The sequence below is a fragment of the Streptomyces sp. NPDC034043 genome (assembly GCF_055575675.1).
Genome location: NZ_JBVISF010000004.1, coordinates 238137 through 259053 on the forward strand (window position 1 = coordinate 238137; position 20917 = coordinate 259053).

General features: G+C 73.5%; 21 protein-coding genes. 10 read left to right on the forward strand and 11 right to left on the reverse strand.

What is annotated here, in order from left to right:
* The first annotated feature begins 16 nt into the window (after positions 1-16).
* Positions 17-1135, forward strand: coding sequence for a GGDEF domain-containing protein (locus ACZ51S_RS12380; protein WP_388934443.1), 1119 nt, complete (start codon positions 17-19; stop codon positions 1133-1135).
* A 420-nt stretch (positions 1136-1555) separates the two neighbouring features.
* Complete coding sequence (gene hutH, locus ACZ51S_RS12385; protein ID WP_468475600.1) at positions 1556-3097, forward strand: histidine ammonia-lyase; 1542 nt, start codon at positions 1556-1558, stop codon at positions 3095-3097.
* A 59-nt stretch (positions 3098-3156) separates the two neighbouring features.
* Here the strand turns inward: hutH and ACZ51S_RS12390 are convergent, their stop codons facing one another.
* A complete protein-coding gene (locus ACZ51S_RS12390; RefSeq protein WP_468960668.1) occupies positions 3157-3540 on the reverse strand; it encodes a hypothetical protein in 384 nt (127 codons plus the stop codon).
* Between the two features lie 155 nt (positions 3541-3695).
* Here ACZ51S_RS12390 and ACZ51S_RS12395 point away from each other — a divergent pair, with 155 nt between their 5' ends.
* The 3 genes from ACZ51S_RS12395 (at position 3696) to ACZ51S_RS12405 (ending at position 6511) form a co-directional block, all read left to right on the forward strand.
* A complete protein-coding gene (locus tag ACZ51S_RS12395) occupies positions 3696-3989 on the forward strand; it encodes a hypothetical protein (protein WP_468169937.1) in 294 nt (97 codons plus the stop codon).
* A 158-nt stretch (positions 3990-4147) separates the two neighbouring features.
* Positions 4148-5392, forward strand: a complete 1245-nt coding sequence (locus ACZ51S_RS12400; RefSeq protein WP_468475480.1) for a L,D-transpeptidase — start codon at positions 4148-4150, stop codon at positions 5390-5392.
* Positions 5393-5539: 147 nt separating this feature from the next.
* Positions 5540-6511, forward strand: coding sequence for a GNAT family N-acetyltransferase (locus ACZ51S_RS12405; RefSeq protein WP_468801088.1), 972 nt, complete (start codon positions 5540-5542; stop codon positions 6509-6511).
* Positions 6512-6572: 61 nt separating this feature from the next.
* On the opposite strand, the gene ACZ51S_RS12410 is transcribed toward ACZ51S_RS12405, so the two are convergent.
* Entirely contained in the window at positions 6573-7457 is an 885-nt protein-coding gene (locus ACZ51S_RS12410) for an MmyB family transcriptional regulator (RefSeq protein ID WP_388934429.1), read from the reverse strand.
* 210 nt (positions 7458-7667) lie between these two features.
* Between ACZ51S_RS12410 and ACZ51S_RS12415 the strand changes: the two genes are divergently transcribed.
* The gene (locus ACZ51S_RS12415) at positions 7668-8714 is read left to right on the forward strand and encodes an NAD(P)-dependent alcohol dehydrogenase (protein ID WP_468801086.1); all 1047 of its coding nucleotides are present in this window, start codon (positions 7668-7670) and stop codon (positions 8712-8714) included.
* Between the two features lie 27 nt (positions 8715-8741).
* Here ACZ51S_RS12415 and msrA read toward each other — a convergent pair whose 3' ends face one another.
* The 4 genes from msrA to ACZ51S_RS12435 form a co-directional block, all read right to left on the reverse strand.
* Positions 8742-9404, reverse strand: a complete 663-nt coding sequence (gene msrA, locus ACZ51S_RS12420) for a peptide-methionine (S)-S-oxide reductase MsrA (protein ID WP_468475483.1) — start codon at positions 9402-9404, stop codon at positions 8742-8744.
* A gap of 103 nt (positions 9405-9507) precedes the next feature.
* Complete coding sequence (locus ACZ51S_RS12425) at positions 9508-10650, reverse strand: hypothetical protein (protein ID WP_468801084.1); 1143 nt, start codon at positions 10648-10650, stop codon at positions 9508-9510.
* Positions 10647-12245 carry a M48 family metalloprotease gene (locus ACZ51S_RS12430; RefSeq protein ID WP_468475485.1) on the reverse strand — a complete coding sequence of 533 codons (1599 nt, stop codon included), beginning with the start codon at positions 12243-12245 and terminating at the stop codon, positions 10647-10649. The genes ACZ51S_RS12425 and ACZ51S_RS12430 overlap by 4 nt, the downstream gene beginning before the upstream one ends.
* Before the next feature lie 155 nt (positions 12246-12400).
* Positions 12401-13510 carry a hypothetical protein gene (locus ACZ51S_RS12435; RefSeq protein ID WP_468475486.1) on the reverse strand — a complete coding sequence of 370 codons (1110 nt, stop codon included), beginning with the start codon at positions 13508-13510 and terminating at the stop codon, positions 12401-12403.
* A gap of 118 nt (positions 13511-13628) precedes the next feature.
* Between ACZ51S_RS12435 and ACZ51S_RS12440 the strand changes: the two genes are divergently transcribed.
* Entirely contained in the window at positions 13629-14786 is a 1158-nt protein-coding gene (locus ACZ51S_RS12440; protein ID WP_388934413.1) for a cystathionine gamma-synthase, read from the forward strand.
* 47 nt (positions 14787-14833) lie between these two features.
* Here ACZ51S_RS12440 and ACZ51S_RS12445 read toward each other — a convergent pair whose 3' ends face one another.
* The 3 genes from ACZ51S_RS12445 to ACZ51S_RS12455 all read right to left on the reverse strand — a co-directional run bounded on the left by ACZ51S_RS12445 (position 14834) and on the right by ACZ51S_RS12455 (position 16162).
* Positions 14834-15085, reverse strand: coding sequence for a hypothetical protein (locus tag ACZ51S_RS12445; protein WP_388934410.1), 252 nt, complete (start codon positions 15083-15085; stop codon positions 14834-14836).
* Positions 15082-15531, reverse strand: coding sequence for an RNA polymerase (locus ACZ51S_RS12450; protein ID WP_468960671.1), 450 nt, complete (start codon positions 15529-15531; stop codon positions 15082-15084). Before ACZ51S_RS12450 ends, ACZ51S_RS12445 begins: the two co-directional genes overlap by 4 nt.
* Before the next feature lie 109 nt (positions 15532-15640).
* The gene (locus ACZ51S_RS12455; RefSeq protein ID WP_388934404.1) at positions 15641-16162 is read right to left on the reverse strand and encodes a MarR family winged helix-turn-helix transcriptional regulator; all 522 of its coding nucleotides are present in this window, start codon (positions 16160-16162) and stop codon (positions 15641-15643) included.
* Between the two features lie 267 nt (positions 16163-16429).
* On the opposite strand from ACZ51S_RS12455, the gene ilvA reads away from it, so the two are divergent.
* The 3 genes from ilvA to ACZ51S_RS12470 all read left to right on the forward strand — a co-directional run bounded on the left by ilvA (position 16430) and on the right by ACZ51S_RS12470 (position 19679).
* On the forward strand, positions 16430-17662 hold the full coding sequence (ilvA, locus tag ACZ51S_RS12460) for a threonine ammonia-lyase (RefSeq protein ID WP_468475489.1): 1233 nt from the start codon (positions 16430-16432) through the stop codon (positions 17660-17662).
* 161 nt (positions 17663-17823) lie between these two features.
* The gene (locus ACZ51S_RS12465; protein ID WP_468475490.1) at positions 17824-18825 is read left to right on the forward strand and encodes an ATP-binding cassette domain-containing protein; all 1002 of its coding nucleotides are present in this window, start codon (positions 17824-17826) and stop codon (positions 18823-18825) included.
* Positions 18822-19679 (forward strand): ABC transporter permease, encoded by an 858-nt coding sequence (locus tag ACZ51S_RS12470; RefSeq protein ID WP_468475491.1) that lies wholly within the window; start codon positions 18822-18824, stop codon positions 19677-19679. The genes ACZ51S_RS12465 and ACZ51S_RS12470 overlap by 4 nt, the downstream gene beginning before the upstream one ends.
* 74 nt (positions 19680-19753) lie before the next feature.
* Here ACZ51S_RS12470 and greA read toward each other — a convergent pair whose 3' ends face one another.
* Together greA and ACZ51S_RS12480 are read right to left on the reverse strand one after the other, a co-directional pair.
* Positions 19754-20251: a transcription elongation factor GreA gene (gene greA, locus ACZ51S_RS12475; RefSeq protein WP_388934392.1), complete on the reverse strand. Its 498-nt coding sequence runs from the start codon at positions 20249-20251 to the stop codon at positions 19754-19756.
* A gap of 109 nt (positions 20252-20360) precedes the next feature.
* A complete protein-coding gene (locus tag ACZ51S_RS12480) occupies positions 20361-20870 on the reverse strand; it encodes a cupin domain-containing protein (protein WP_468475492.1) in 510 nt (169 codons plus the stop codon).
* Between the last annotated feature and the right edge of the window lie 47 nt (positions 20871-20917).

A 20917-nucleotide genomic window follows, 5' to 3' on the forward strand; every position in this document is an offset into this window, starting at 1 on the left:
TCCCTAGTGTGGGGTGATGGGAGTTGACGGGCGGCTGCGGGCCGTCGTAGGCCTCGCTCAGGCCATGGCGGCGGCCTGCGCGCCACGGGACAGCGTCCGGGCCGCCGCCCGGAGCGCCCGGCTGGCGATGGACGGCTCGTTCGCCGCGATCTCCGCCTGGGAACGCGAACGGGGCCGGCTGCGGGTCCTCGTCAACGAGGGCGAGCTGCGGCCCGGGGAGGAGGAGTTCCCCGAGGACGAGTCCTACCCGGTGCACGACTTCCCCGAGATCGCCGAGTTCCTGCACGCGCGCTGGGCGGGCGGCGGCGGCCCGCACCCCTGGGTGGAGAGCGCCGTCGGCGACCGGCCCGGGCGGCGCGGCGAGGCCCTGCGCCGGCGGGGGCGCGGTACGTGCGTGGTCGCCCCGATCGTGCTCAGCGGCCGGGCCTGGGGCGAGCTGTACGTGGCCCGGGACGAGGGCCTGCCGGACTTCGACGAGGACGACGCCGACTTCGCGGCGGTGCTGGCGGCGGTGGTGGCGGCCGGGCTCGCGCAGAACGAGCGCCTGGAGGAGGCCCGGCGGCTGGCCTTCACCGATCCGCTGACCGGCCTGGCCAACCGGCGGGCCGTGGACATGCGGCTCGACGAGGCCCTGGAGGAGCACCGGCGCAGCGGGGCGGTGGTGAGCCTGGTGGTGTGCGACCTGAACGGCCTCAAGCGGGTCAACGACACCCTCGGGCACGCGACGGGCGACCAGCTGCTGGAGCGGTTCGGGTCGGTGCTGAGCCTGTGCGGGGCGATGCTGGCGGGGGCGCTGGTCGCGCGGCTGGGCGGGGACGAGTTCTGCCTGGTCAGCGTGGGGCCGTCGGCGGACGAGGTGGTCCGGGTCACCGGGGAGGTGTGCCGGCGGGCCGCCGAGCTGGAGCTGGGGGAGGGCGTGGCGTGCGGGGTCGCCTCCACGGGGGACCCGATCGGGCCGGTGAAGTCCTCGCGGCGGCTGTTCCGGCTGGCGGACGCCGCGCAGTACAAGGCGAAGGCGGCGAGGTCGGCGGGGCCGGTGGTCGCGGGGCGCGATACGGCGGTGGTCCGGATGGCCGATGCGGCTGCCGCGCGGGAGCTGCCGGGGGAGCGGAGGCGGTTCCGCGGGCGGCGGTGAGCCGGGCGGGTGGCCGGTACGGGTGCCGGTCGCCGGGCCGGCGGCGGGTCGGCGTACTCGGCCCCGGGCCGGCGGCGCGGGTGCGCCGGGGCTGCGGGTGCCGCTGCGCGGGCCGGCCCCCTACCCGCCCTTCGCCCGTTCCCCGGGGCTCCGCCCCGGACCCCTCCTGGGGGCTCCGCCCCCGGACCCCCGCGCCTCAAGCGGCGGCCGGGCTGGGTGGTGCGGCTCAAGCGGCGGCGGGGCCGGACCCCCGCGCCTCAAGCGGTGGTGGGGCCGGGTGGGTGCGGCTCAAGCGGCGGCGGGGCCGGGCGGGTGCGGCTCAGGCGCCGGCGGGGTGGGGGCGGGGTGGGGGCGGCTCAGGCGCTGGAAATCAGAGGGGTGACATGAAGGGATTCAGTCCGTAGGGTGCTGAATATGGATATGCACACTGTCGTGTTGGGGACGTCCGGGACCACCGCCGAGGACGTCATCGCCGTCGCCCGCGGCAACGCGCGCGTCGAGCTGTCCGCCGAGGCGCTGGAAGCGCTCGGCCGCGCCCGTGAGATCGTCGACGCGCTCGCCGCCAAGCCCGAGCCCGTCTACGGGGTCTCCACCGGCTTCGGGGCGCTCGCCTCCCGGCACATCAGCCCCGAGCTGCGCGCGCAGCTCCAGCGCAACATCGTCCGTTCGCACGCCGCCGGCATGGGCCCGCGCGTCGAGCGGGAGGTCGTCCGCGCCCTGATGTTCCTGCGCCTGAAGACCGTGGCCTCCGGGCACACCGGCGTGCGGCCCTCGATCGCCCAGACCATGGCCGACCTGCTCAACGCCGGGATCACCCCCGTCGTCCACGAGTACGGCTCCCTCGGCTGCTCCGGCGACCTCGCGCCGCTCTCCCACTGCGCCCTCGCGCTCATGGGCGAGGGTGACGCCGAAGGCCCCGACGGCACCGTCCGCCCCGCCGGAGAGCTGCTCGCCGAGCACGGCATCGAGCCCGTCGAGCTCCGCGAGAAGGAGGGCCTCGCCCTCCTCAACGGCACCGACGGCATGCTCGGCATGCTGGTGATGGCCCTCGCCGACCTGCGGACGCTCTACACCTCCGCCGACATCACCGCCGCGCTCACCCTGGAGGCGCTGCTCGGCACCGAGAAGGTGCTCGCCCCCGAGCTGCACGCCATCCGCCCGCACCCCGGCCAGGGTGCCTCCGCCGCCAACATGGCCGCCGTGCTGAAGGGCTCCGGGCTGACCGGGCACTTCCAGGAGGAGTCCGCCCCGCGCGTGCAGGACGCCTACTCCGTGCGCTGCGCCCCGCAGGTCGCCGGCGCCGGCCGCGACACGATGGCGCACGCCGCTCTCGTCGCCTCCCGCGAGCTGGCCGCCGCCGTCGACAACCCGGTGGTCCTGCCCGACGGCCGCGTGGAGTCCAACGGCAACTTCCACGGAGCGCCCGTGGCCTACGTACTGGACTTCCTGGCCATCGCCGCCGCGGACCTCGGCTCCATCGCCGAGCGGCGCACCGACCGCCTGCTCGACAAGAACCGCTCGCACGGCCTGCCGCCGTTCCTCGCGGACGACGCCGGCGTCGACTCCGGCCTGATGATCGCCCAGTACACGCAGGCCGCCCTGGTCAGCGAGATGAAGCGGCTCGCCGTGCCGGCCTCCGCCGACTCCATCCCGTCCTCCGCCATGCAGGAGGACCACGTCTCCATGGGCTGGTCGGCGGCGCGCAAGCTCCGTACCGCGGTCGACAACCTGACCCGGATCATCGCCATCGAGCTGTACGCGGCCACCCGCGCCATCGAGCTGCGCCACGGGCTCACTCCGGCGCCGGCCAGCCAGGCCGCCATCGCGGCCGTGCGGGCGGCGGGCGTGGAGGGCCCCGGCCCGGACCGCTTCCTCGCGCCCGACCTGGCCGCCGCCGACGCCTTCGTCCGCGCGGGCGGCCTCGTTGCGGCCGTGGAGCCGGTGACGGGTCCGCTGGCCTGACGGACCGGCGCCCGAGCGCAAGGGCCGCACCCCGCCGGGGGTGCGGCCCTTCGCCGTGCCTACAGGCTGCGGGAGCGGCGTACGGAGTAGGTGACGAAGCCCGCCCCGAGGCCCAGGCAGAGGGTGCCGCCTAGCACGTACGGGGTGGTGTCCACGCTGCCGGTGTCGGCCAGGGAGAGGACGGTGACACCGGCGGGCCGCCCGTCGGCGACGCCGGAGACACCGGTGACGCCGGGGACGCCGGCGATGGTTCCCGTACCCGTACCCGTACCGGGGTCGTTCCTGGTGCCCGAGACGGTTCCGGTGTTGGCGGCGGCGGGTGCGCCGCCCGAAGTGCCCTCCGGCAGGCCGGGGGCGGTGGCGTTCGCCGACGGGACGAACCAGAGGGCGGCGAGGAGGGTGGTCGCTCCGAGAGCGGTGAGCAGAGGCCGACGTGCGGACACGGTGCGATCCCCCTTGCGGAAGCAGCGAATTGGCCGTGTGCGCAGATGCTAGTGAAAGGGGCGGGTCGCGGGAAAGTCGAGGCTGTCGCGGGCTTACTCTCCGTCGTATGAACCCTTCTGATGAATCACGATACGTACGGCTTCGAGTGGATTTGGTGCTGGAGGTGTCGGACTCCGACGCCCTCACCGGCGCGGCCCTCGCCCACATCAAGGCCGACGAGTTCATGCCGGACGAGGAGCGCGCGCACGCGGAATCGGCCGTCATGGAGGACGAAGCGGAGGCGCTGGCCTACCTCGTCGACCCCACCGACCTCGTCGCCGAGCTCACCGGCGTCGAGCTGGCCCAGGCCTCCTGGAGCAGCGAACCGGTCGAATACGACCCCGACTCCCTGGAGTGGGACCTCGACGAGGAAGATGGAGACTTCGAGGAAGGGGCCGACAACGCCTGACCGTGGGGTTGCGCACATTCGAACGGAATGTGGAACCGAACCGCGTCGTTAACGCGTTGTCAGGACGAGCAGGGGGCGACGCCCCCTGCCCGGCCCGACCCCGGGATAGCAGCCCGGGGTTTCCGGCAACGATGGAGTGACGTGTGAGGACGTACAGCATGCGACGGAGAAGGTCCCTGGTGGCCGTGTCCGCCGTGCTCGGTGGCGTACTGATGCTTTCGGCCTGCAACGACGGGGGTGCCGACAAGCCGCAGGGCAGCGCCGAGGCAGGCAAGTCACAGGCGGAGGTCGACGCGGCAGCGGCCAAGGACGCCTCCAAGGCCCGAATAGCCATCACGCCCAAGGACGGTTCCGCCAACGTCCCGCTGAACGACGGGACGAACGTCGCCGTCAGCGACGGCACGCTCACCAAGGTCGAGCTGAAGAGCTCGGACGGCACCCCCGTCGCCGGCAAGATCGCCGGCGACGGCAAGAGCTGGAAGCCGGACGCCGCGCTGAAGCGTTCCACGAAGTACGCCCTGACGGCGACCGCCAAGGACGCGGCCGGGCGCGAGGCGCACGAGAACGCCACCTTCACCACCCTCTCCCCGGAGAACAGCTTCATCGGCTCCTTCGTCCCGGACGACGGCGAGACGGTCGGCGTGGGCATGCCGGTCTCGATCACCTTCAACAAGCCGATCAAGGACCAGAAGGCCGTCCAGGCGGCCATCAGCGTCACGTCCAGCAGCGGCCAGGAGGTCGTCGGCCACTGGTTCGGCAACCAGCGGCTCGACTTCCGCCCCGAGCAGTACTGGCAGGCGAACTCCACCGTCACCCTGAAGCTCGCCCTCCAGGGCGTGCAGGGCGCGCCCGGCATCGTCGGCGCGCAGAACAAGACCGTCACCTTCAAGGTCGGCCGGAGCCAGGTCTCCACCGTCGACGTGAAGGCCAAGACGATGACGGTCACCCGTGACGGACAGGTCCTCAAGACCATCCCCATCTCGGCCGGTTCCCCCGAGAACCCGACCTACAACGGCCAGATGGTGATCTCCGAGAAGTTCAAGGAGACCCGCATGGACGGGTCCACCGTCGGCTTCACGAACAAGGAGGGCAAGGGCGAGTACGACATCAAGGACGTCCCGCACGCGATGCGGCTGTCCACGTCCGGCACCTTCATCCACGGCAACTACTGGGGCGCCGACTCGATCTTCGGCAAGGTCAACACCAGCCACGGCTGTGTCGGCCTGAACGACGCCAAGGGCGCCAACGACCCCAACCAGCCCGGCGCCTGGTTCTTCGACAACTCGCTCATCGGCGACGTCGTCACCGTGGTGAACTCCCCGGACAAGACCATCAAGCCCGACAACGGCCTCAACGGCTGGAACATGTCCTGGGCCGAGTGGAAGGCCGGCCCGTCGGCCTGATCCGACGCGGCACGGCACGCGAGACGTAACGGACGGCGGGGAGCCCGGAAGGGATCCCCGCCGTCCGGCGTCCAAGGGGCGCGAACCGCCAACCCGCCGCCGGAAAAGCCCAGTCGGGTTCACGGGGGAAGCGCTTAGGGTCCTGGCATGACGAAGATCAGCCCGCTGTCCGTCCCCCCGACCGACGCCGAGGTGGACACCTGGTGGGCGGTCCAGACCGCCGCCCACGCCACCGACGCCGCCGCCCTGCCCGCGCTGCCCGCCCCCTCACGCCTCGAAGCCGCCGGACGGCTCAGGGTCCCGCCGCAGCGCGGCCGCCTGGCGCACTGGGCGGCCGGCGACGGCGAAGGGCAGGCCGCCCTGCTCCTCTTCACCGAACGCGGCAACACCCACACCGCCTTCCTCGACGAGCTGACCGTACGGCCCGACGCCCGCCGGCGCGGCGTCGGCACCGCCCTGTGGCAGCGGGTCCACCGCGAGCTCCTCGACCAGGGCCGCACCTCCGTCACCACCGTCACCGACCTCGGCGGCCCCGGCCAGGCCTTCGCGGAGTCCCTCGGCTTCGAGAACGTCCTCACCATGGGCTGGTACGTACGCGAACTCGGCCAGGACGGCCCCCCGCAGCTCCCCGCCATCCCCGGCTACGAGCTCCACGTCTGGCCCGGCCTGGTGCCCGACGCCTGGGCCCCGGCCACCGCCGTCGCCCACGGGGCCATGGAGGACGCCCCGAGCGGGGACAGCGAGGAGACCTTCCAGCCCTGGACCGCCGAACGGGTGCACGGCGCCCAGCGGCTGGTCCTCGACCGGGGCGGCGAGATCACCGTGGTCGCGGCCGTCACCCCCGCCGGAGAGGTGGCCGCGTACACCGCCCTGGTGCTCCCGGACCCCCGGGGCCCGCGCGCCCTCCAGTACGACACCGTCGTCGTCCCCGCCCACCGCGGCCACGGCCTGGGCCGCGCGGTCAAGGTGCGCATGGAGGCGTACGCCGCCGAGCACCTGCCCGGGCTGCGCCGGATCGGCACCACCGTGGCGGACGAGAACACCCCGATGCGGGCCGTGAACGAATCCCTCGGCTACCACCGCGAACGCGGCGCGGGCCTCTTCCAGCTCAAGCTCTGACCCCGGCCCAGGCCCAGGCCCCAGCTCAGGCCCCGGCCCTGACCTCGGTCCCCGCCGGGGCCTACGCCCGCTCCTCGGCGGGCCGCGGGGACGACAGCGGCGACGGCGCCGTCCAGGACGACAGCAGCCGCAGCGCGTCCGCCGACGGCGAGCCCGGCTCGGCGTGGTACGTCACCAGGAACTGCGCCGGGTCGTCTGGCAGCGTCAGCGTCTCGAAGGACAGCTCCAGCTCGCCCACGATCGGGTGCCGCAGCCGCTTCACCCCGTGCGTCTTGTCCGCCACCGTGTGCGCCGCCCACAGCCGGCGGAACTCCTCGTTCTTCACCGACAGTTCCCCGACCAGCGCCGACAGCCGCTCGTCGTCCGGGTGCTGGCCCGCGTACAGGCGCAGGTTGCTGACCACCTCGCACGCCCGGCACTCCCAGTCCGCGTACAGCTCGGCCGTCGCCTCGTCCAGGAACACCAGCCGCACCAGGTTCCGCTCCGCCACCGGCAGCGCCCCGAAGTCCCCGAAGACCGCCGCCGCGAGCGGGTTCCAGCCGATCACGTCCTGCCGCCGCCCCACGAGGTACGCCGGTACGCCCTCCATCGCGGCCAGCAGCGTGCGCAGCTCCGGCCGGACCTGCTGCGGCCGGGCGGAGCGGCCGCGCCGGCGGGTACGGGGGCTCGCCAGGTGGTTCAGGTGCGCCGACTCGGTACCGCTCAGGCGCAGCGCCCGAGCGATGGCGTCGAGCACCTCCGCCGACACGTTCTGCCCGTGCCCCTGCTCCAGCCGCGTGTAGTACGCCACCGACACCCCGGCCAGCTGCGCCAGCTCCTCGCGCCGCAGACCGGGCACCCGGCGGCGCCGGCCGTGGTCGGGCAGGCCCACGTCGGCGGGGCGCAGCCGCGCGCGGCAGCTGCGCAGGAAGTCCCCGAGTTCGGCTCGCTGATCAAGCTGGTCCATACCGCAAGTATCCCCGTCGGGAGCACCGGGAACGGAGCTCATCCTGACCCCGCCAGGGGTAGGTCCGGCAGTCCTAGGCTCAGCAGGGGGCTGGGTGCGCCGCACGGACCGGGGCATCGTGGGGGACATCGCAGAACGGACGCCACGGCACGCGCCACCCGCACCACGCGGCGCGGCCCCCGCGGCGTCCTCGTCCGAGGAGAGCACCCCATGTCCGTCACCCAGGCAGCCGCCTACGCCGCCCCCGCCCCCAAGGCCCCGCTGGAGCGCACCACGATCCCGCGCCGCCCGGTCGGCGAGCACGACGTCCTCATCGAGGTCAAGTACGCCGGCATCTGCCACTCCGACATCCACCAGGCCCGCGACGGCTGGGGCGAGGGCATCTTCCCGATGGTCCCGGGCCACGAGGTCGCCGGTGTGGTCACCGAAGTCGGCCCGGGCGTCTCCCGGTTCGCGGTCGGCGACCGGGTGGGCGTCGGCTGCATGGTCGACTCCTGCCGGGAGTGCGAGTACTGCCTGGCCGGGCAGGAGCAGCACTGCGTGAAGGGCGCGACGGGCACCTACAACGCCCTCGACCGCAACGGCGAGCCCACCTACGGCGGTTACTCCACGCACCTCGTCGTCGACGAGAACTACGCCGTCCGCATCCCCGAGGGCCTCTCCCTCGACGTCGCCGCGCCGCTGCTGTGCGCCGGCATCACCCTGTACTCGCCGCTGCGGCACTGGCAGGCGGGCCCGGGCAAGAAGGTCGCGGTCGTCGGCCTCGGCGGGCTCGGCCACATGGGCGTGAAGATCGCCGCCGCGCTCGGCGCGGAGGTGACCGTCCTGTCCCAGTCGCTGCGCAAGAAGGAGGACGGCCTGAAGCTGGGCGCCTCCCACTACTACGCCACGAGCGACGCGGCCACCTTCGAGGAGCTCAAGGGCAGCTTCGACCTGATCCTGTCCACGGTGTCGGCGCCGCTCGGCCTGGACCGCTACCTGTCCCTGCTGCGGGTGGGCGGCGCACTCGTGAACGTGGGCGCCCCCGAGGAGCCGGTGGCGCTGAACCTGTTCTCCGTCATCGGCGGCAACAAGACCCTCGCCGGGTCGATGATCGGCGGCATCGCCGAGACCCAGGAGATGCTGGACTTCTGCGCGCGGCACGGCCTGGGCTCGGAGGTCGAGGTGATCCGCGCCGAGGAGATCAACGAGGCGTACGAACGCGTCCTGGCCAGCGACGTCCGCTACCGCTTCGTCATCGACGCCTCGACCATCTGACCCCCGGCCCGGCCGGCGCCCGGGGGATCATCCCGCCGGGGCCACGCCGATCGGGCAGGAGACGCCCGTGCCGCCGATGCCGCAGTAGCCGCCGGGGTTCTTGTCGAGGTACTGCTGGTGGTACGGCTCCGCCGGCCAGAAGGGGCGGTCCGCCGCGGGGAGGACGGCCGTGGTGATCTCGCCGTAGCCGGAGGACGTGAGGACCTTCTGGTACGCCGCGCGGGAGGCCTCGGCGGCCGCCTGGTGGGCGGGGGAGTGGGTGTAGACGGCCGAGCGGTACTGGGTGCCGACGTCGTTGCCCTGGCGGAAGCCCTGGGTGGGGTCGTGGGACTCCCAGAACAGCTTCAGGAGGGCTTCGTAGGAGACCTGGGCCGGGTCGAAGACCACGCGGACGACCTCGGTGTGGCCGGTCCCGCCGGAGCACACCTCCTCGTACAGCGGGTTCTCGGTGTAGCCGCCCTGGTAGCCGGCCAGGGTGGTCCACACGCCGGGGGTCTGCCAGAACTTGCGCTCGGCGCCCCAGAAGCAGCCCAGGCCGAAGTCGGCGACCTCCAGGCCTTCCGGGTAGGGGCCGGACAGCGGGTTGCCGAGGACGGTGTGGCGCTCGGGCAGCGAGAACGGTGCTTCTGCGCGGCCCTCGATGGCTTCCTCGCGGGTGGGGAGCTCGGGGGTGCGGCGGTACGAGAACATGGATTCCCTCCTTGTGGGAGGGACAACGGCCGGGGGCGGGCGGGGATTCCCCGGCCCGCCCCCTTCCGTTCCGCCGACGCGGCGCCGTCACCGCTCCGGCGCGTTACCCCGCCGGCGTGGTCACGTCCACCGCCCAGTCGCGGGCGTACAGGTAGCGCCGCTTCGGCGACCCGGCGTAGGTCCACGGCGCGGCGCCGATGTACCCGTCGACGTGGCGGAACTGCTCGACCGCCTCCGCGTCCCGGTCCTGCCAGAACAGCAGGTAGGCCAGCATGTGCCGCATCCGCGGGGTGCCGGGGTGCTCGTTGCCGGCGGCGGCCAGGTCGGCGAGCGCCGCGTCGGCCGCGGCGACGATCTCCGGCTCCTTGTAGTACGTCTCCGGCAGGAGGTCGTCCTCGTAGGTCTCCTGCTCGAAGTGGGCCATGAGGGGGAGCAGGGTGAGCAGGTCGCCCGGCTCGCCGGCGGCCGCCGACGCGCGGGCGAAGTCCATGGCCAGCTCGTGCGAGCCCTGCCACTTCGCGCACCAGTACTGAAGGCCCGCGACGTGCGACCACAGGAGCCTCGGGGCGCGCTCGGTGATCCGCTCCCACAGCTCCCGGTAGCGCTCGTGCGAGTAGCCCAGACCCATGCCGATGGCCTGCTCGACGACGTACGGGGTGGGGTCCGCGGGGTCGGCCAGCTCCTGCGCCTCGTGCGCGTCGGCCTGGGCCTTGGTCAGCAGCTCGTGGAAGAGCCGGAACTGTTCCTGCGTGGTGCGGCTGCCGGACTGGCTGCCGCGTACGTTCCAGGCCACCATCACGCTGGTGTCGGCGTTGACGAGCGCCGCCGTGGGGTCGCCGGGGCGGGCGGCGCGCCAGGCCAGCAGCCACGCGTCGTCCTCGGCGGCCGCCTCGGCCAGCGGGCGCACCCGCTCCAGCCGCTCCTGCCAGTCCTTCCCGGCGGCCTCGACGTACGCGGCCGCCGCCTCCCAGTCGCCCGAGCGGACGGCCTCCAGGACGGCGAGGCGCTCGGCCGGGACCGGCGCCGGGTGGTCGGTGTCGAGGTCGGCTTCCGCGACGAAGCCCAGCGCGACGACGGCGGCCGCCTTGCGGGCCTCCTCGTCGGCTTCGCCGGCCTCGGCCCGCGCGTCCAGGGCCCCGATCTCGGCCTCCAGGCGCTTGGCCTTGCGGATGAGGTACACCCCGCGCAGGACCCAGCAGGCGACGGCCAGCAGCAGGGCGGCGAGGGCGATGAGTACGACGGTCACGGGGCGAGCACCAGCTTCCGCAGGAGTTCGGTGTCGGGCTGGTCGGCGACGGCCGCGTCCAGGGCGGGGCCGAGCTCGTCCTCGAAACCGGGAACGGGGTAGGAGAGGACGGCCGGGGCCGACCAGGACAGCTGCCAGCGGGCGGCGCCGCGGGCGAGCAGTTCGACGGTGACCAGCCGGACGAGGGCGCGCCGGACGACTGGCCGGGCGAACTCGCGGGCCGTGCGGCCGGTCGCGGCCTGTGCCTCCTCGGACTTCGGGAAGCGGTCGGCGATCCGCCAGCGCACCGCCGGGTCGGCGTCGACCGCGTCGAGGAATGCGGCGAGGCCGGGGCCCGCGCCCTCGGCGGCGAGGGCCTCGCCGACCTCCCGCGCGGTCCGGCCGGCGTACGTGGTCATCGCCTGGTGGACGAGGTCCTCCCAGTCCAGGCGGGTGAGCGCGAGGGCCTCGGGGGTGAGGACCGCCTGCTCCAGCGCGGCCAGCGCCTCCTGCGGGGAGGACAGCAGTTCCAGGGCCGGGCGGGCCGCCTGGCCGGCGCGGCCGTCGTCGGGCAGGGCCTCGATGCGGGCCACGCGCTCGGCGAGCGCGGGGTGGGAGTCGTACGGGGAGGCGGGCTCCGTGGACAGCTCGCGGCGCAGGTCCTCCAGCTCGGCGGAGCGCGCGTCGAGGAGCTGCCGGAGCCCGCCGAAGACCTGGCCGGGGCGCGGCAGCAGGCCGGCGCCGACGCCGAGGGTGGCGTACGAGCTCATGTAGAAGTCGTGCGCGGAGCCGATGGCGTTCAGTTCGCGCAGTGCGGAGGCGGCGGAGTCGCGGCCCGCGACGCGGACGGAGGCGAGGTCGGCGGCCAGCTCCTGGCGGCGGGCGGAGGAGAGGGTGGCGCGCATGTAGAACTCGGCGTAGGCGGTGTAGATCTTCGCCATGGTGCGGTAGGTGATGCCCGCGCCGCCGGTGTCGATCTCCTTGGCCTTCTTGCCCTTGGCGAGGCGCTTCCCGGCGCGCTTCTCCTGCCTGGCGCGCTCCTTGGCCTCCGTGCCGGCGGCGCGGTCGTGGAAGTGGCCGATGGTGCGGATCAGCTGGGCGCGGCCGCGGGCGATCAGCGGGGTGAGGCGGGTGTCGAGGTTGGCGTAGTGGCCCATCTCGTGGGCGAGCACGGCGCGCAGCTGCATCTCGTCCAGGCCCGTCATCAGGGGCAGGCCGATGTAGAGGCGGCGGGTGCCGGACCGCAGGCCGAGCAGCCGGGCGTCCTCGGCGACGGCCGCGTTGACCTCGTCGATCAGGACGATCTCGTCGGGGGCGCGGGTGCCGACCTGGTCGGCGACGTCGCGGACCGTCCGCCACAGGGCGGGCTCCCGCGCCTCGGTGACGGGGACGCCGGGGAGCGGGTCCTCCTTGGGGGTGCGGAGCATGAACATGCCGCGCACGATCGGGACGGCGAGGACCACCGACACGATGACGATCTTCCCCGCGACGGGGCCGTGCAGCCAGGTGAAAGTGGCCCAGTCGGCGAGTGCGAGCAGGGCGAGCAGGATGACGCCGAGCAGATAGAAGCCGGCGAGCAGGACAAGGGCGCGCAGAGCGCGCAGCGAAGCGCCCATGTGGATGGGGTCCCCCAGGAATGGTGCGCTTTATTGACGCGCACATGATGCAATGTTCACGCGCACCTTATGGCCCGCCGCCGCCGGCCTGCGAGCGGGGGTGCCGGTGGGGGAGCGGCCGGGGGCGGACGCGGCCGTCCGCCCCGTACCGCGGGTCAGTGCGGCAGCGTTGCCGGGGAGCCGCCGTTGGCCTCGTAGCCGGCCACCGCCATCGCCCGGGCCACCGCGTACGCGGCCGCCGGGTCCGCCGAGGCCGACCAGGGCAGGGCGCCGACGTAGCCGTCGACGTGCCGGACCTGCTCCATGGCCTCCGCCCAGCGGCCCGTGCCCACCAGGAACCACAGCAGCAGGTGCCGTACGTGCGCCAGCATCGGGTCGTCCGCCCGCGCCTGGTGCACCGCGTACAGGGCCCCTTCCAGCGCCCGCGAGACGACGGCGGTGCGCCCGAAGTCGCTGACCAGGACCGTGTCGGGCATGTTCTCGTACACCGAGAACAGCGGCAGCGCCGCCAGCAGCGAGCCCTGCGGCGCGCGGGCGGCGGCCGCCTGCGCGAAGGCGTCGGCCTTCTCCCGCGAGCCGTGCCACTTCTCGCACCAGTAGTGCAGGGCGGCCAGGTGGGCGCCCATGTGCGCCGGGGCCACGTCGATCACCCGGGCCCACAGCGCGTCGAACTCCGCCTCCGAGTAGCCCAGGCCCCGGGCTACGGCGAGCTCCGTGATGACGGGGACCGGGTCGCCGGGCGACAGCAGCGACGCCTTGCGGCAGGCTTCGCGCGCCTCCTCCAGGATGATCCGGTGGTCGTGCGAACCCACCCCGCCGGAGGACCGCCACGCCTGCTGCACCAGCAGCTCCGCGTGGACCTGTGCGCCGCCCGCGTCCTTCTCCGCCTCCAGCCGCCAGGCCTTCAGCCACGGCGCGCCGGCCCCGGGCCGCTGCGCCAGGTCCAGCGCCGCCGCGCCGCCGAAGGCCTGCACGCGCTGCCAGCGCCGCTCGCCGTCCTTCGGGGTGCCGGCGAGCAGGGCGGACGCGGCCTGCCAGTGGCCGGTGCGCTGGACGTTCTCCAGAGCGTCCATCAGGTCCTGGTCGGGGCCGGGCACCCGGACGTCCAGCTCCTCCTGGCGTACGAACCCGTAGTCCGCGGGGTCGGCGGCATCGGGGCTGCCCGGGGCGACCAGGCGCAGCCCCCCGTCGCGCCGGGCCCGTGTGAACGACCAGACCAAGAGGGCGACCAGGGCGAGCCCCATCAGGACCGAGATAATCTCCATACCGCCAAGCGAACCAGACCGGGCGGCCGAATGGCCAACGGCGGGTGCCGCGCACCGGGCCCGTGCGGGGCCGGTCCAGGAGAGGACCCCGGCGCTGACGGGGCATAGCATCTGCCTCATGAGCGACGACAGCCACGAGCACCAGAGCTTCGAGACCCGCGCGATCCACGCGGGCAACACGGCGGACCCGCAGACCGGCGCGGTCGTACCGCCCATCTACCAGGTGTCCACCTACAAGCAGGACGGCGTGGGCGGACTGCGCGGCGGTTACGAGTACAGCCGCAGCGCCAATCCGACCCGGACCGCGCTGGAGGAGAACCTCGCGGCGCTGGAGGGCGGCCGGCGCGGCCTCGCCTTCGCGTCCGGGCTCGCCGCCGAGGACTGCCTGCTGCGTACGCTGCTCTCCCCGGGCGACCACGTGGTCATCCCGAACGACGCCTACGGCGGCACGTTCCGCCTCTTCGCGAAGGTCGTCTCCCGCTGGGGCGTGGAGTGGTCGGTGGCCGACACCTCCGACGCGGACTCGGTGCGCGCCGCCCTCACCCCGAAGACCAAGGTCATCTGGGTCGAGACCCCCTCGAACCCGCTGCTGGGCATCACCGACATCGCGATGGTCGCCCAGATCGCGCGGGACGCCGGCGCCCGCCTGGTCGTGGACAACACCTTCGCCTCCCCCTACCTCCAGCAGCCGCTGGCGCTCGGCGCCGACGTGGTCGTGCACTCGCTGACCAAGTACATGGGCGGCCACTCCGACGTCGTCGGCGGTGCCCTCGTCACGGCCGACGAGGCCCTGGGCGAGGAGCTGGCCTACCACCAGAACGCGATGGGCGCCGTCGCCGGCCCCTTCGACTCGTGGGTCGTGCTGCGCGGCATCAAGACGCTGGCCGTGCGGATGGACCGGCACGCGGAGAACGCGGCGAAGGTCGTGGAGGCGCTCAAGCGCCACCCGAAGGTCACCAAGGTCCTCTACCCGGGCCTGCCCGAGCACCCGGGCCACGAGATCGCCGCCAAGCAGATGCGCAACTTCGGCGGCATGGTCTCCTTCCAGGTCGCCGGCGGCGAGGAGGAGGCCGTCGCGGTCTGCGGCCGCACCAGGATCTTCACGCTGGCCGAGTCCCTCGGCGGCGTCGAGTCCCTCATCGAGCACCCGGGCCGGATGACGCACGCCTCGGTGGCCGGCTCGGCACTGGAGGTCCCCGCGGACCTGATCCGTGTCTCCGTCGGCATCGAGAACGCCGACGACCTCGTCGCGGACCTCACCCAGGCCCTCGGCTAGGTCCTGCCGTCACGGCACCCCGGCACCGCCGGGACCGCCCCTGGAGGTCACCAGCCCTCCAGGGGCGGCGAGACCTCGCTCGGCGGGACGGCCCAGGGCCGGGTCAGCGCCGCCCACACCGTGAAGGCCACCGCCGCCGCCCACAGCAGCGCCCAGCCGAACCGGCGCAGCGCCCGCCGGCGGCGCAGCAGCCGCCTGCCGTGCGCCCGGGCCGCCGTCGCCAGACCGGCCGGCACCGCCGGATGCGGGCCGTCGAGCAGCCGTCTGACCTGGGCCTCCTTGCGGTCGAGGGGGCTCATGCCGCCTCCGCCGAGGCCGCGGCCGCCGAGCGCAGCACGGCCACCGCCCGGTTGCACACGGCCTCGACCCGCTCCGGCGGCAGCCCCAGCTGCGCGGCCGTGACCTCCTCCGCGACACCCTCGTAGATCCGCATCACCAGCACCAGCCGCTCCTGCGGGCCCAGCGGTGCGAGGACCCCGCCGCCGCGGGGCAGCCGGCGGGCGGTGCGGGCGTACGCGGCGCACAGCTCGGCGCGGGTGTGGTCGTACGGGTCGTCGTCGCGCAGCCGCGCCCAGTGCGCGTACGTACGGGCCAGCGCGCCCGCGAGGATCCGCCGGGCGGCGGGCGCCGCGTCCGGGGGTTCGGCCGTCAGCAGGGCGGCGACGTGCAGCAGCCGCCCCGCCGCGCCCGCGACGAAGGCCTCGAACTCCGCATCCCGCCCCGAGCGCCGGTCCACGGCACCCATGGTGCGGCCGGTGCCACCACCCCGGTCAAGAGGTCGGACACGGCCTCGTGAACGTCGGGGAGGCGTCAGGGCGGCGGCGGACGCGGGAGCGGCGCGCGCGCCGGCCGGCTCAGGAGGCCGGGCCGCCCTCGGAGACGGCGGACATCAGCTCCGACAGCGAGCCGTTGAAGCGGGTCAGCAGCGCGGTGAACACCTCGCGCTCCTCCTGCGACCAGCCCTCGGTCACCCGGGCCATCAGCTCGCGCCGCGAGGAGCGGACCTCCTCCAGACGGGCCAGGCCGCGCGGGGACAGCGCCAGCACCACGGCCCGGCCGTCCTCGGGGTGCGAGGTGCGCTTGACCAGGCCGCTGTCGACGAGCGGGGCGACCTGGCGGGTGACGGTGGACGAGTCGATGCCCATCCCGCCCGCGAGGGCCTTCACCCCCATCGGGCCTTCCAGGTCGAGCCGGTTCAGCAGCAGGTACGCGGCGCGGTCCATCGAGTTGCGGGCCTGGCCGACACCGCCCAGGCGGGTCTGCTCGGCCCGGCGGGCGAAGACGGCCACCTGGTGCTGGAGCGCGTCGAGGAGTCCCGCTCCGGCGGGCGCTTCGGCCGCCGCGGGCAGGTCGGAACTGGCCGGGATCGAGGGCATGGCCGTGGGCTCTCTTCGCATGGGGCCGACAGGGATGGGGGACAGAGTACGCGGCCCCGCGTCGGCTCGTACGCCGCGTTTGACAACTGATACGGCCCCCGGCCGCGGCCGTGGGGGGAGTGTCCCGCATGGCCGGATTCCGCCCCCCGTGCGGCCCTTGTGCGCTCTCCCCGCCGCCCCGGCGCGGTCCGCGCGCGACGTTCCCCCGGGTCCGGGGGCCGGGTCCGTCCCTGAGCCGGGGCCCCCGCGGGCTGCGAGACTGGCCGCATGAACTACCGCGTGCCCGTGCCCGTCCCGCAGGTCATCCTCGACGACGTCCGGGGGGCCCAGAAGATGCTGTCGGGCGTGTCCAGGGTGACGCCGATGGAGGGCAGCCGGCACCTGTCGGCCCTCACGGGCTCCCCCGTCCACTTCAAGTGCGAGAACCTCCAGCGCACCGGCTCCTTCAAGCTGCGCGGAGCGTACGTGCGCATCGCGGGCCTGCGCCCCGAACAGCGCGCCGCCGGAGTCGTCGCGGCCAGCGCGGGCAACCACGCCCAGGGCGTGGCGCTGGCCTCCTCCCTGCTCGGGGTCCGTTCCACCGTGTTCATGCCGGTCGGTGCCCCGCTGCCCAAGGTGGCCGCCACCCAGGAGTACGGCGCGGAGGTGCGCCTGCACGGCCAGGTCGTCGACGAGACCCTCGCCGCCGCCCAGGAGTACGCCGACCGCACCGGGGCGGTGTTCATCCACCCCTTCGACCACCGCGACATCATCGCCGGCCAGGGCACGGTCGGCCTGGAGATCCTGGAGCAGTGTCCCGAGGTGCGCACGATCCTCGTCGGCATCGGCGGCGGCGGGCTCGCCGCCGGCATCGCCGTCGCGGTCAAGGCGCTGCGCCCGGACGTGAAGGTGGTCGGCGTCCAGGCGGAAGGGGCCGCCGCGTACCCGCCGTCCCTGCGGGTCGGGCACCCCGTGTCGATCGAGAACCCGAACACGATGGCGGACGGCATCAAGGTCGGCCGCCCCGGGGACGTCCCCTTCGCGATCATCGGGGAGCTGCTGGACGACGTACGGACCGTGTCCGAGGACGCCCTGTCCAGCGCCCTGCTGCTGTGCCTGGAGCGGGCCAAGCTGGTGGTGGAGCCCGCCGGGTGCAGCACCGTGGCGGCCCTGCTGAGCGAGCCGGAGCTGTACGGGAACGGGCCGGTGGTCGCCGTGCTGTCCGGCGGCAACGTGGACCCGCTGCTGCTCCAGCGGATCCTGCGGCACGGCATGGCGGCGGCGGGCCGTTACCTGTCGCTGCGGCTGCGGGTCGCCGACCGGCCGGGGGCGCTGGCGGGGCTGCTGGCGGTGCTGTCGACGGTGGACGCCAACGTGCAGGACGTCAGCCACGTACGCACGGACCCGCGGCTCGGGCTGACCGAGGTCGAGGTGGAGCTGCACCTGGAGACGAAGGGACCCGAGCACTGCGCGGAGGTCGCCCGCTCCCTGCACAGCGCGGGATACCGGGTCATGGCCTGACCCCGGCGGCCCCGATGCCCCCGTTCCGCGCGAAAACCGTGGCGGGACGCGATATGACGCGATACGGTGCCGGTGCGCGCCGGGCGGACACGGCCCGGCGACCCTAGGCTTGCCTGGGAACGCCCAGAATCTGCCGGCCCCATCGCTCAGGGAGAACCCCTATGCCAGGCGCCATATACGCCGAAGGACTGGTCAAGTCCTTCGGTGACGTACGGGCACTGGACGGCGTGGACCTCGATGTCCCCGAAGGCACCGTCCTGGGCCTGCTCGGCCCGAACGGTGCCGGCAAGACCACGACCGTGCGCGTCCTGACCACCCTGCTCCAGCCCGACAGCGGCCACGCCGTCGTCGCCGGGATCGACGTACTCAAGCACCCCAACGAGGTGCGCCGCTCCATAGGTCTCTCCGGCCAGTTCGCCGCCGTCGACGAGTACCTCACCGGCCGCGAGAACCTCCAGATGGTCGGCCAGCTCTACCAGATGAACGCCAGGGCGGCCCGGGCCCGGGCCGTGGAGCTCCTGGAACGCTTCAACCTCGCCGACGCCGCCGACCGCACCGCCAAGACGTACTCCGGCGGCATGCGCAGACGCCTCGACCTCGCCGCCGCCCTCGTCGTCCGCCCGCCGGTGATGTTCATGGACGAACCCACCACCGGCCTCGACCCGCGCAACCGCCAGGCCCTGTGGGACGTCATCGAGGAACTCGTCGCGGGCGGCACCACCCTGCTCCTCACCACCCAGTACCTGGAGGAGGCCGACCGGCTCGCCCACGACATCTGCGTGGTCGACCACGGCAAGGTCATCGCCCGCGGCACCTCCGACCAGCTCAAGGCGCAGACGGGCGGAGAACGCGTCGAGGTCGTCGTCCACGAACGCGACCACATCACCACCGCCCGCGAGGTCCTCGCCGGCTTCGGCAAGGGCGAGACCACCGTCGAGGAGCACACCCGCAAGCTCACCGTCCCGGTGCAGGGCGGCGCCAAACTGCTCGCCGAGGTCATCCGCGAACTGGACGCGCGGGGCATAGAGATCGACGACATCGGCCTGCGCAGGCCCACCCTCGACGACGTGTTCATCTCCCTCACCGGCCACGCGGCCCAGCTGACCACCGACGAGAACGGCGCCCCGGGGGCCGCCCGCGGCCGCGAGGAGGCGGCGAAGTGACCATCACCTCCCCCGTCACGGAGCCCACCGCCCCCCGTCCTGGCGGGGGCATCACCCAGGGCGTCAGGGACTCCCTGGTCATCGCCCGGCGCAACCTCGTGCGGATGGCGCGGATACCCGAGGTGGTGATCTTCGGACTCATACAGCCGGTGATGTTCGTCGTGCTGTTCAGCTACGTCTTCGGCGGTTCCATCGCCGTGGGCGGCAGCACCTCGCCGGCCGCCTACCGCGAGTTCCTGATGGCCGGCATCTTCGCCCAGACCGTCACCTTCGCCACCGCCGGAGCCGGCGCGGGCATCGCCGACGACATGCACAAGGGCCTGATCGACCGCTTCCGCTCGCTGCCCATGGCCCGTGGCGCCGTCCTCACCGGCCGCACCCTCGCCGACCTCGTCCAGACCATGCTGACCGTGGTCGTCCTCGCCGTCGTGGCCCTGCTCGTCGGCTGGCGCACCCACGAGAACATCGGCAAGGTCCTCGCGGGCTTCGCCCTGCTGCTCCTGCTCGGTTACGCCTTCTCCTGGATCGGCGCCCTGATCGGCTTGTCGGTGCGCACCCCGGAGGCGGCCACCTCGGGCGGCCTGATCTGGCTCTTCCCGCTGACGTTCATCTCGAACGCCTTCGTCCCCTCCGAGAACATGCCGGCCTTCCTGCGGCACATCGCGGAGTGGAACCCCTTCAGCGCGACCGTCCAGGCGGCCCGCGAGCTCTTCGGCAACCTCCCCGAGGGCTACCCGGTGCCGCAGGCCTGGCCCATGCAGCACCCGGTCGCGGCGTCCGTCCTCTGGTCGCTGCTGATCATCGTGGTCTTCCGGACCCTGGCCGTACGCAAGTACCGCTCGGCGACCGCCTGAGACCCGGGAACGCGTAGGAGCCCCCGCCGGACCGGGTCCGGCGGGGGCTCCTACGCGTACGTGTCAAAGGGTGATCAGCCGGTGAAGGGCTTGACGGCCAGGATCTTGACCGTGGCCTTCTTGCCGTTCGGCAGCTCGTACTGGGCGTCGTCGCCGACCTTCTTGCCGTTCACGCCGGCGCCCAGCGGGGACTGCGGCGAGTAGGTCTCGAAGTCGCCGGACGCGTACTCGCGGGAGGCCAGCAGGAACTCCAGGGTGTCGTCCTCGTCGCCGTCGAAGGCGATCGTGACGAGGGTGCCCGGCGCGACCTCTCCGTCGGAGGCGGGGGCCGTGCCGACCTTGGCGTTCTCCAGGAGCTGCGTGAGCTGGCGCACCCGCAGTTCCTGCTTGCCCTGCTCCTCCTTGGCCGCGTGGTAACCGCCGTTCTCGCGCAGGTCGCCCTCCTCGCGGGCAGCCGCGATCTTCATGGCGATCTCCGTGCGGGCGGGACCAGAGAGGTAGTCCAGCTCGGCCTTCAGCTGGTCGTACGCCGCCTGGGTCAGCCAGGTGACGCTCTCGCTCGTCTGGGTCACGGGTGCTCCTCGTCGGTACAGGGGACTACTTAGCCGCCAGCGGCGGGCGAAACCACGAGCCTAACAATTCGGGAAGAAAAGGGGGAGGACACCCTGCGTATGAAGTGTGTCATTGGACCAGGGGAGCGCGCGCGGCCTCCCAGACGGTGCTGGTCCCGAAATACGAGTCGTACAGCTCCTGGACCTCCAGCAGGCTCTCCGGCGGCACCGACCCGTACCGGATGCGCTCCAGGTGCCGGAAGTACTCGAACCGCTCCACCCCTGGGGTGATGATCACCAGCATCTCGGCGGTCTCCCCGGGGGCGGCGGCGAAGGCGTGCTGCTGTCCCGGCGGCACGATGACGACGTCCCCGGCCCCGGCGGTGACCACCTTGTCGCCGGCCAGCAGCTGAGCCGTCCCGTCGATCACGTAGAACATCTCGGCGGACCGGCCGTGGTGGTGCGGGCGGGCGCCGTCGGCGCCCTCGCCCAGGGTCACGCGCATGCTGGACAGGGCCCCGCCGGCGGCCGGACCGTCGGCCAGGAGCCGGACGGCGGAGTCGGACCCGTACCGGATCTCCTCGGCGTCGGCGGCGCGCACGACCACGGCGTCGTCGAAGTCCGGGACGAAGAGTGACATGGCGGCTCCTGGCGCTCGGATGGCGGAACACCCCAGTCCACACCGCC

Excerpts from the sequence above, each read along its gene's own strand:
- ACZ51S_RS12380 (WP_388934443.1), top strand. The coding sequence starts at position 17 with ATGGGAGTTGACGGGCGGCTGCGGGCCGTCGTAGGCCTCGCTCAGGCC.
- hutH (WP_468475600.1), top strand. The coding sequence starts at position 1,556 with ATGCACACTGTCGTGTTGGGGACGTCCGGGACCACCGCCGAGGACGTC.
- ACZ51S_RS12400 (WP_468475480.1), top strand. The coding sequence starts at position 4,148 with ATGCGACGGAGAAGGTCCCTGGTGGCCGTGTCCGCCGTGCTCGGTGGC.
- ACZ51S_RS12405 (WP_468801088.1), top strand. The coding sequence starts at position 5,540 with ATGACGAAGATCAGCCCGCTGTCCGTCCCCCCGACCGACGCCGAGGTG.
- ACZ51S_RS12410 (WP_388934429.1), bottom strand. The coding sequence starts at position 7,457 with ATGGACCAGCTTGATCAGCGAGCCGAACTCGGGGACTTCCTGCGCAGC.
- ACZ51S_RS12415 (WP_468801086.1), top strand. The coding sequence starts at position 7,668 with ATGTCCGTCACCCAGGCAGCCGCCTACGCCGCCCCCGCCCCCAAGGCC.
- msrA (WP_468475483.1), bottom strand. The coding sequence starts at position 9,404 with ATGTTCTCGTACCGCCGCACCCCCGAGCTCCCCACCCGCGAGGAAGCC.
- ACZ51S_RS12430 (WP_468475485.1), bottom strand. The coding sequence starts at position 12,245 with ATGGGCGCTTCGCTGCGCGCTCTGCGCGCCCTTGTCCTGCTCGCCGGC.
- ACZ51S_RS12435 (WP_468475486.1), bottom strand. The coding sequence starts at position 13,510 with ATGGAGATTATCTCGGTCCTGATGGGGCTCGCCCTGGTCGCCCTCTTG.
- ACZ51S_RS12440 (WP_388934413.1), top strand. The coding sequence starts at position 13,629 with ATGAGCGACGACAGCCACGAGCACCAGAGCTTCGAGACCCGCGCGATC.
- ACZ51S_RS12445 (WP_388934410.1), bottom strand. The coding sequence starts at position 15,085 with ATGAGCCCCCTCGACCGCAAGGAGGCCCAGGTCAGACGGCTGCTCGAC.
- ACZ51S_RS12450 (WP_468960671.1), bottom strand. The coding sequence starts at position 15,531 with ATGGGTGCCGTGGACCGGCGCTCGGGGCGGGATGCGGAGTTCGAGGCC.
- ACZ51S_RS12455 (WP_388934404.1), bottom strand. The coding sequence starts at position 16,162 with ATGCCCTCGATCCCGGCCAGTTCCGACCTGCCCGCGGCGGCCGAAGCG.
- ilvA (WP_468475489.1), top strand. The coding sequence starts at position 16,430 with ATGAACTACCGCGTGCCCGTGCCCGTCCCGCAGGTCATCCTCGACGAC.
- ACZ51S_RS12465 (WP_468475490.1), top strand. The coding sequence starts at position 17,824 with ATGCCAGGCGCCATATACGCCGAAGGACTGGTCAAGTCCTTCGGTGAC.
- ACZ51S_RS12480 (WP_468475492.1), bottom strand. The coding sequence starts at position 20,870 with ATGTCACTCTTCGTCCCGGACTTCGACGACGCCGTGGTCGTGCGCGCC.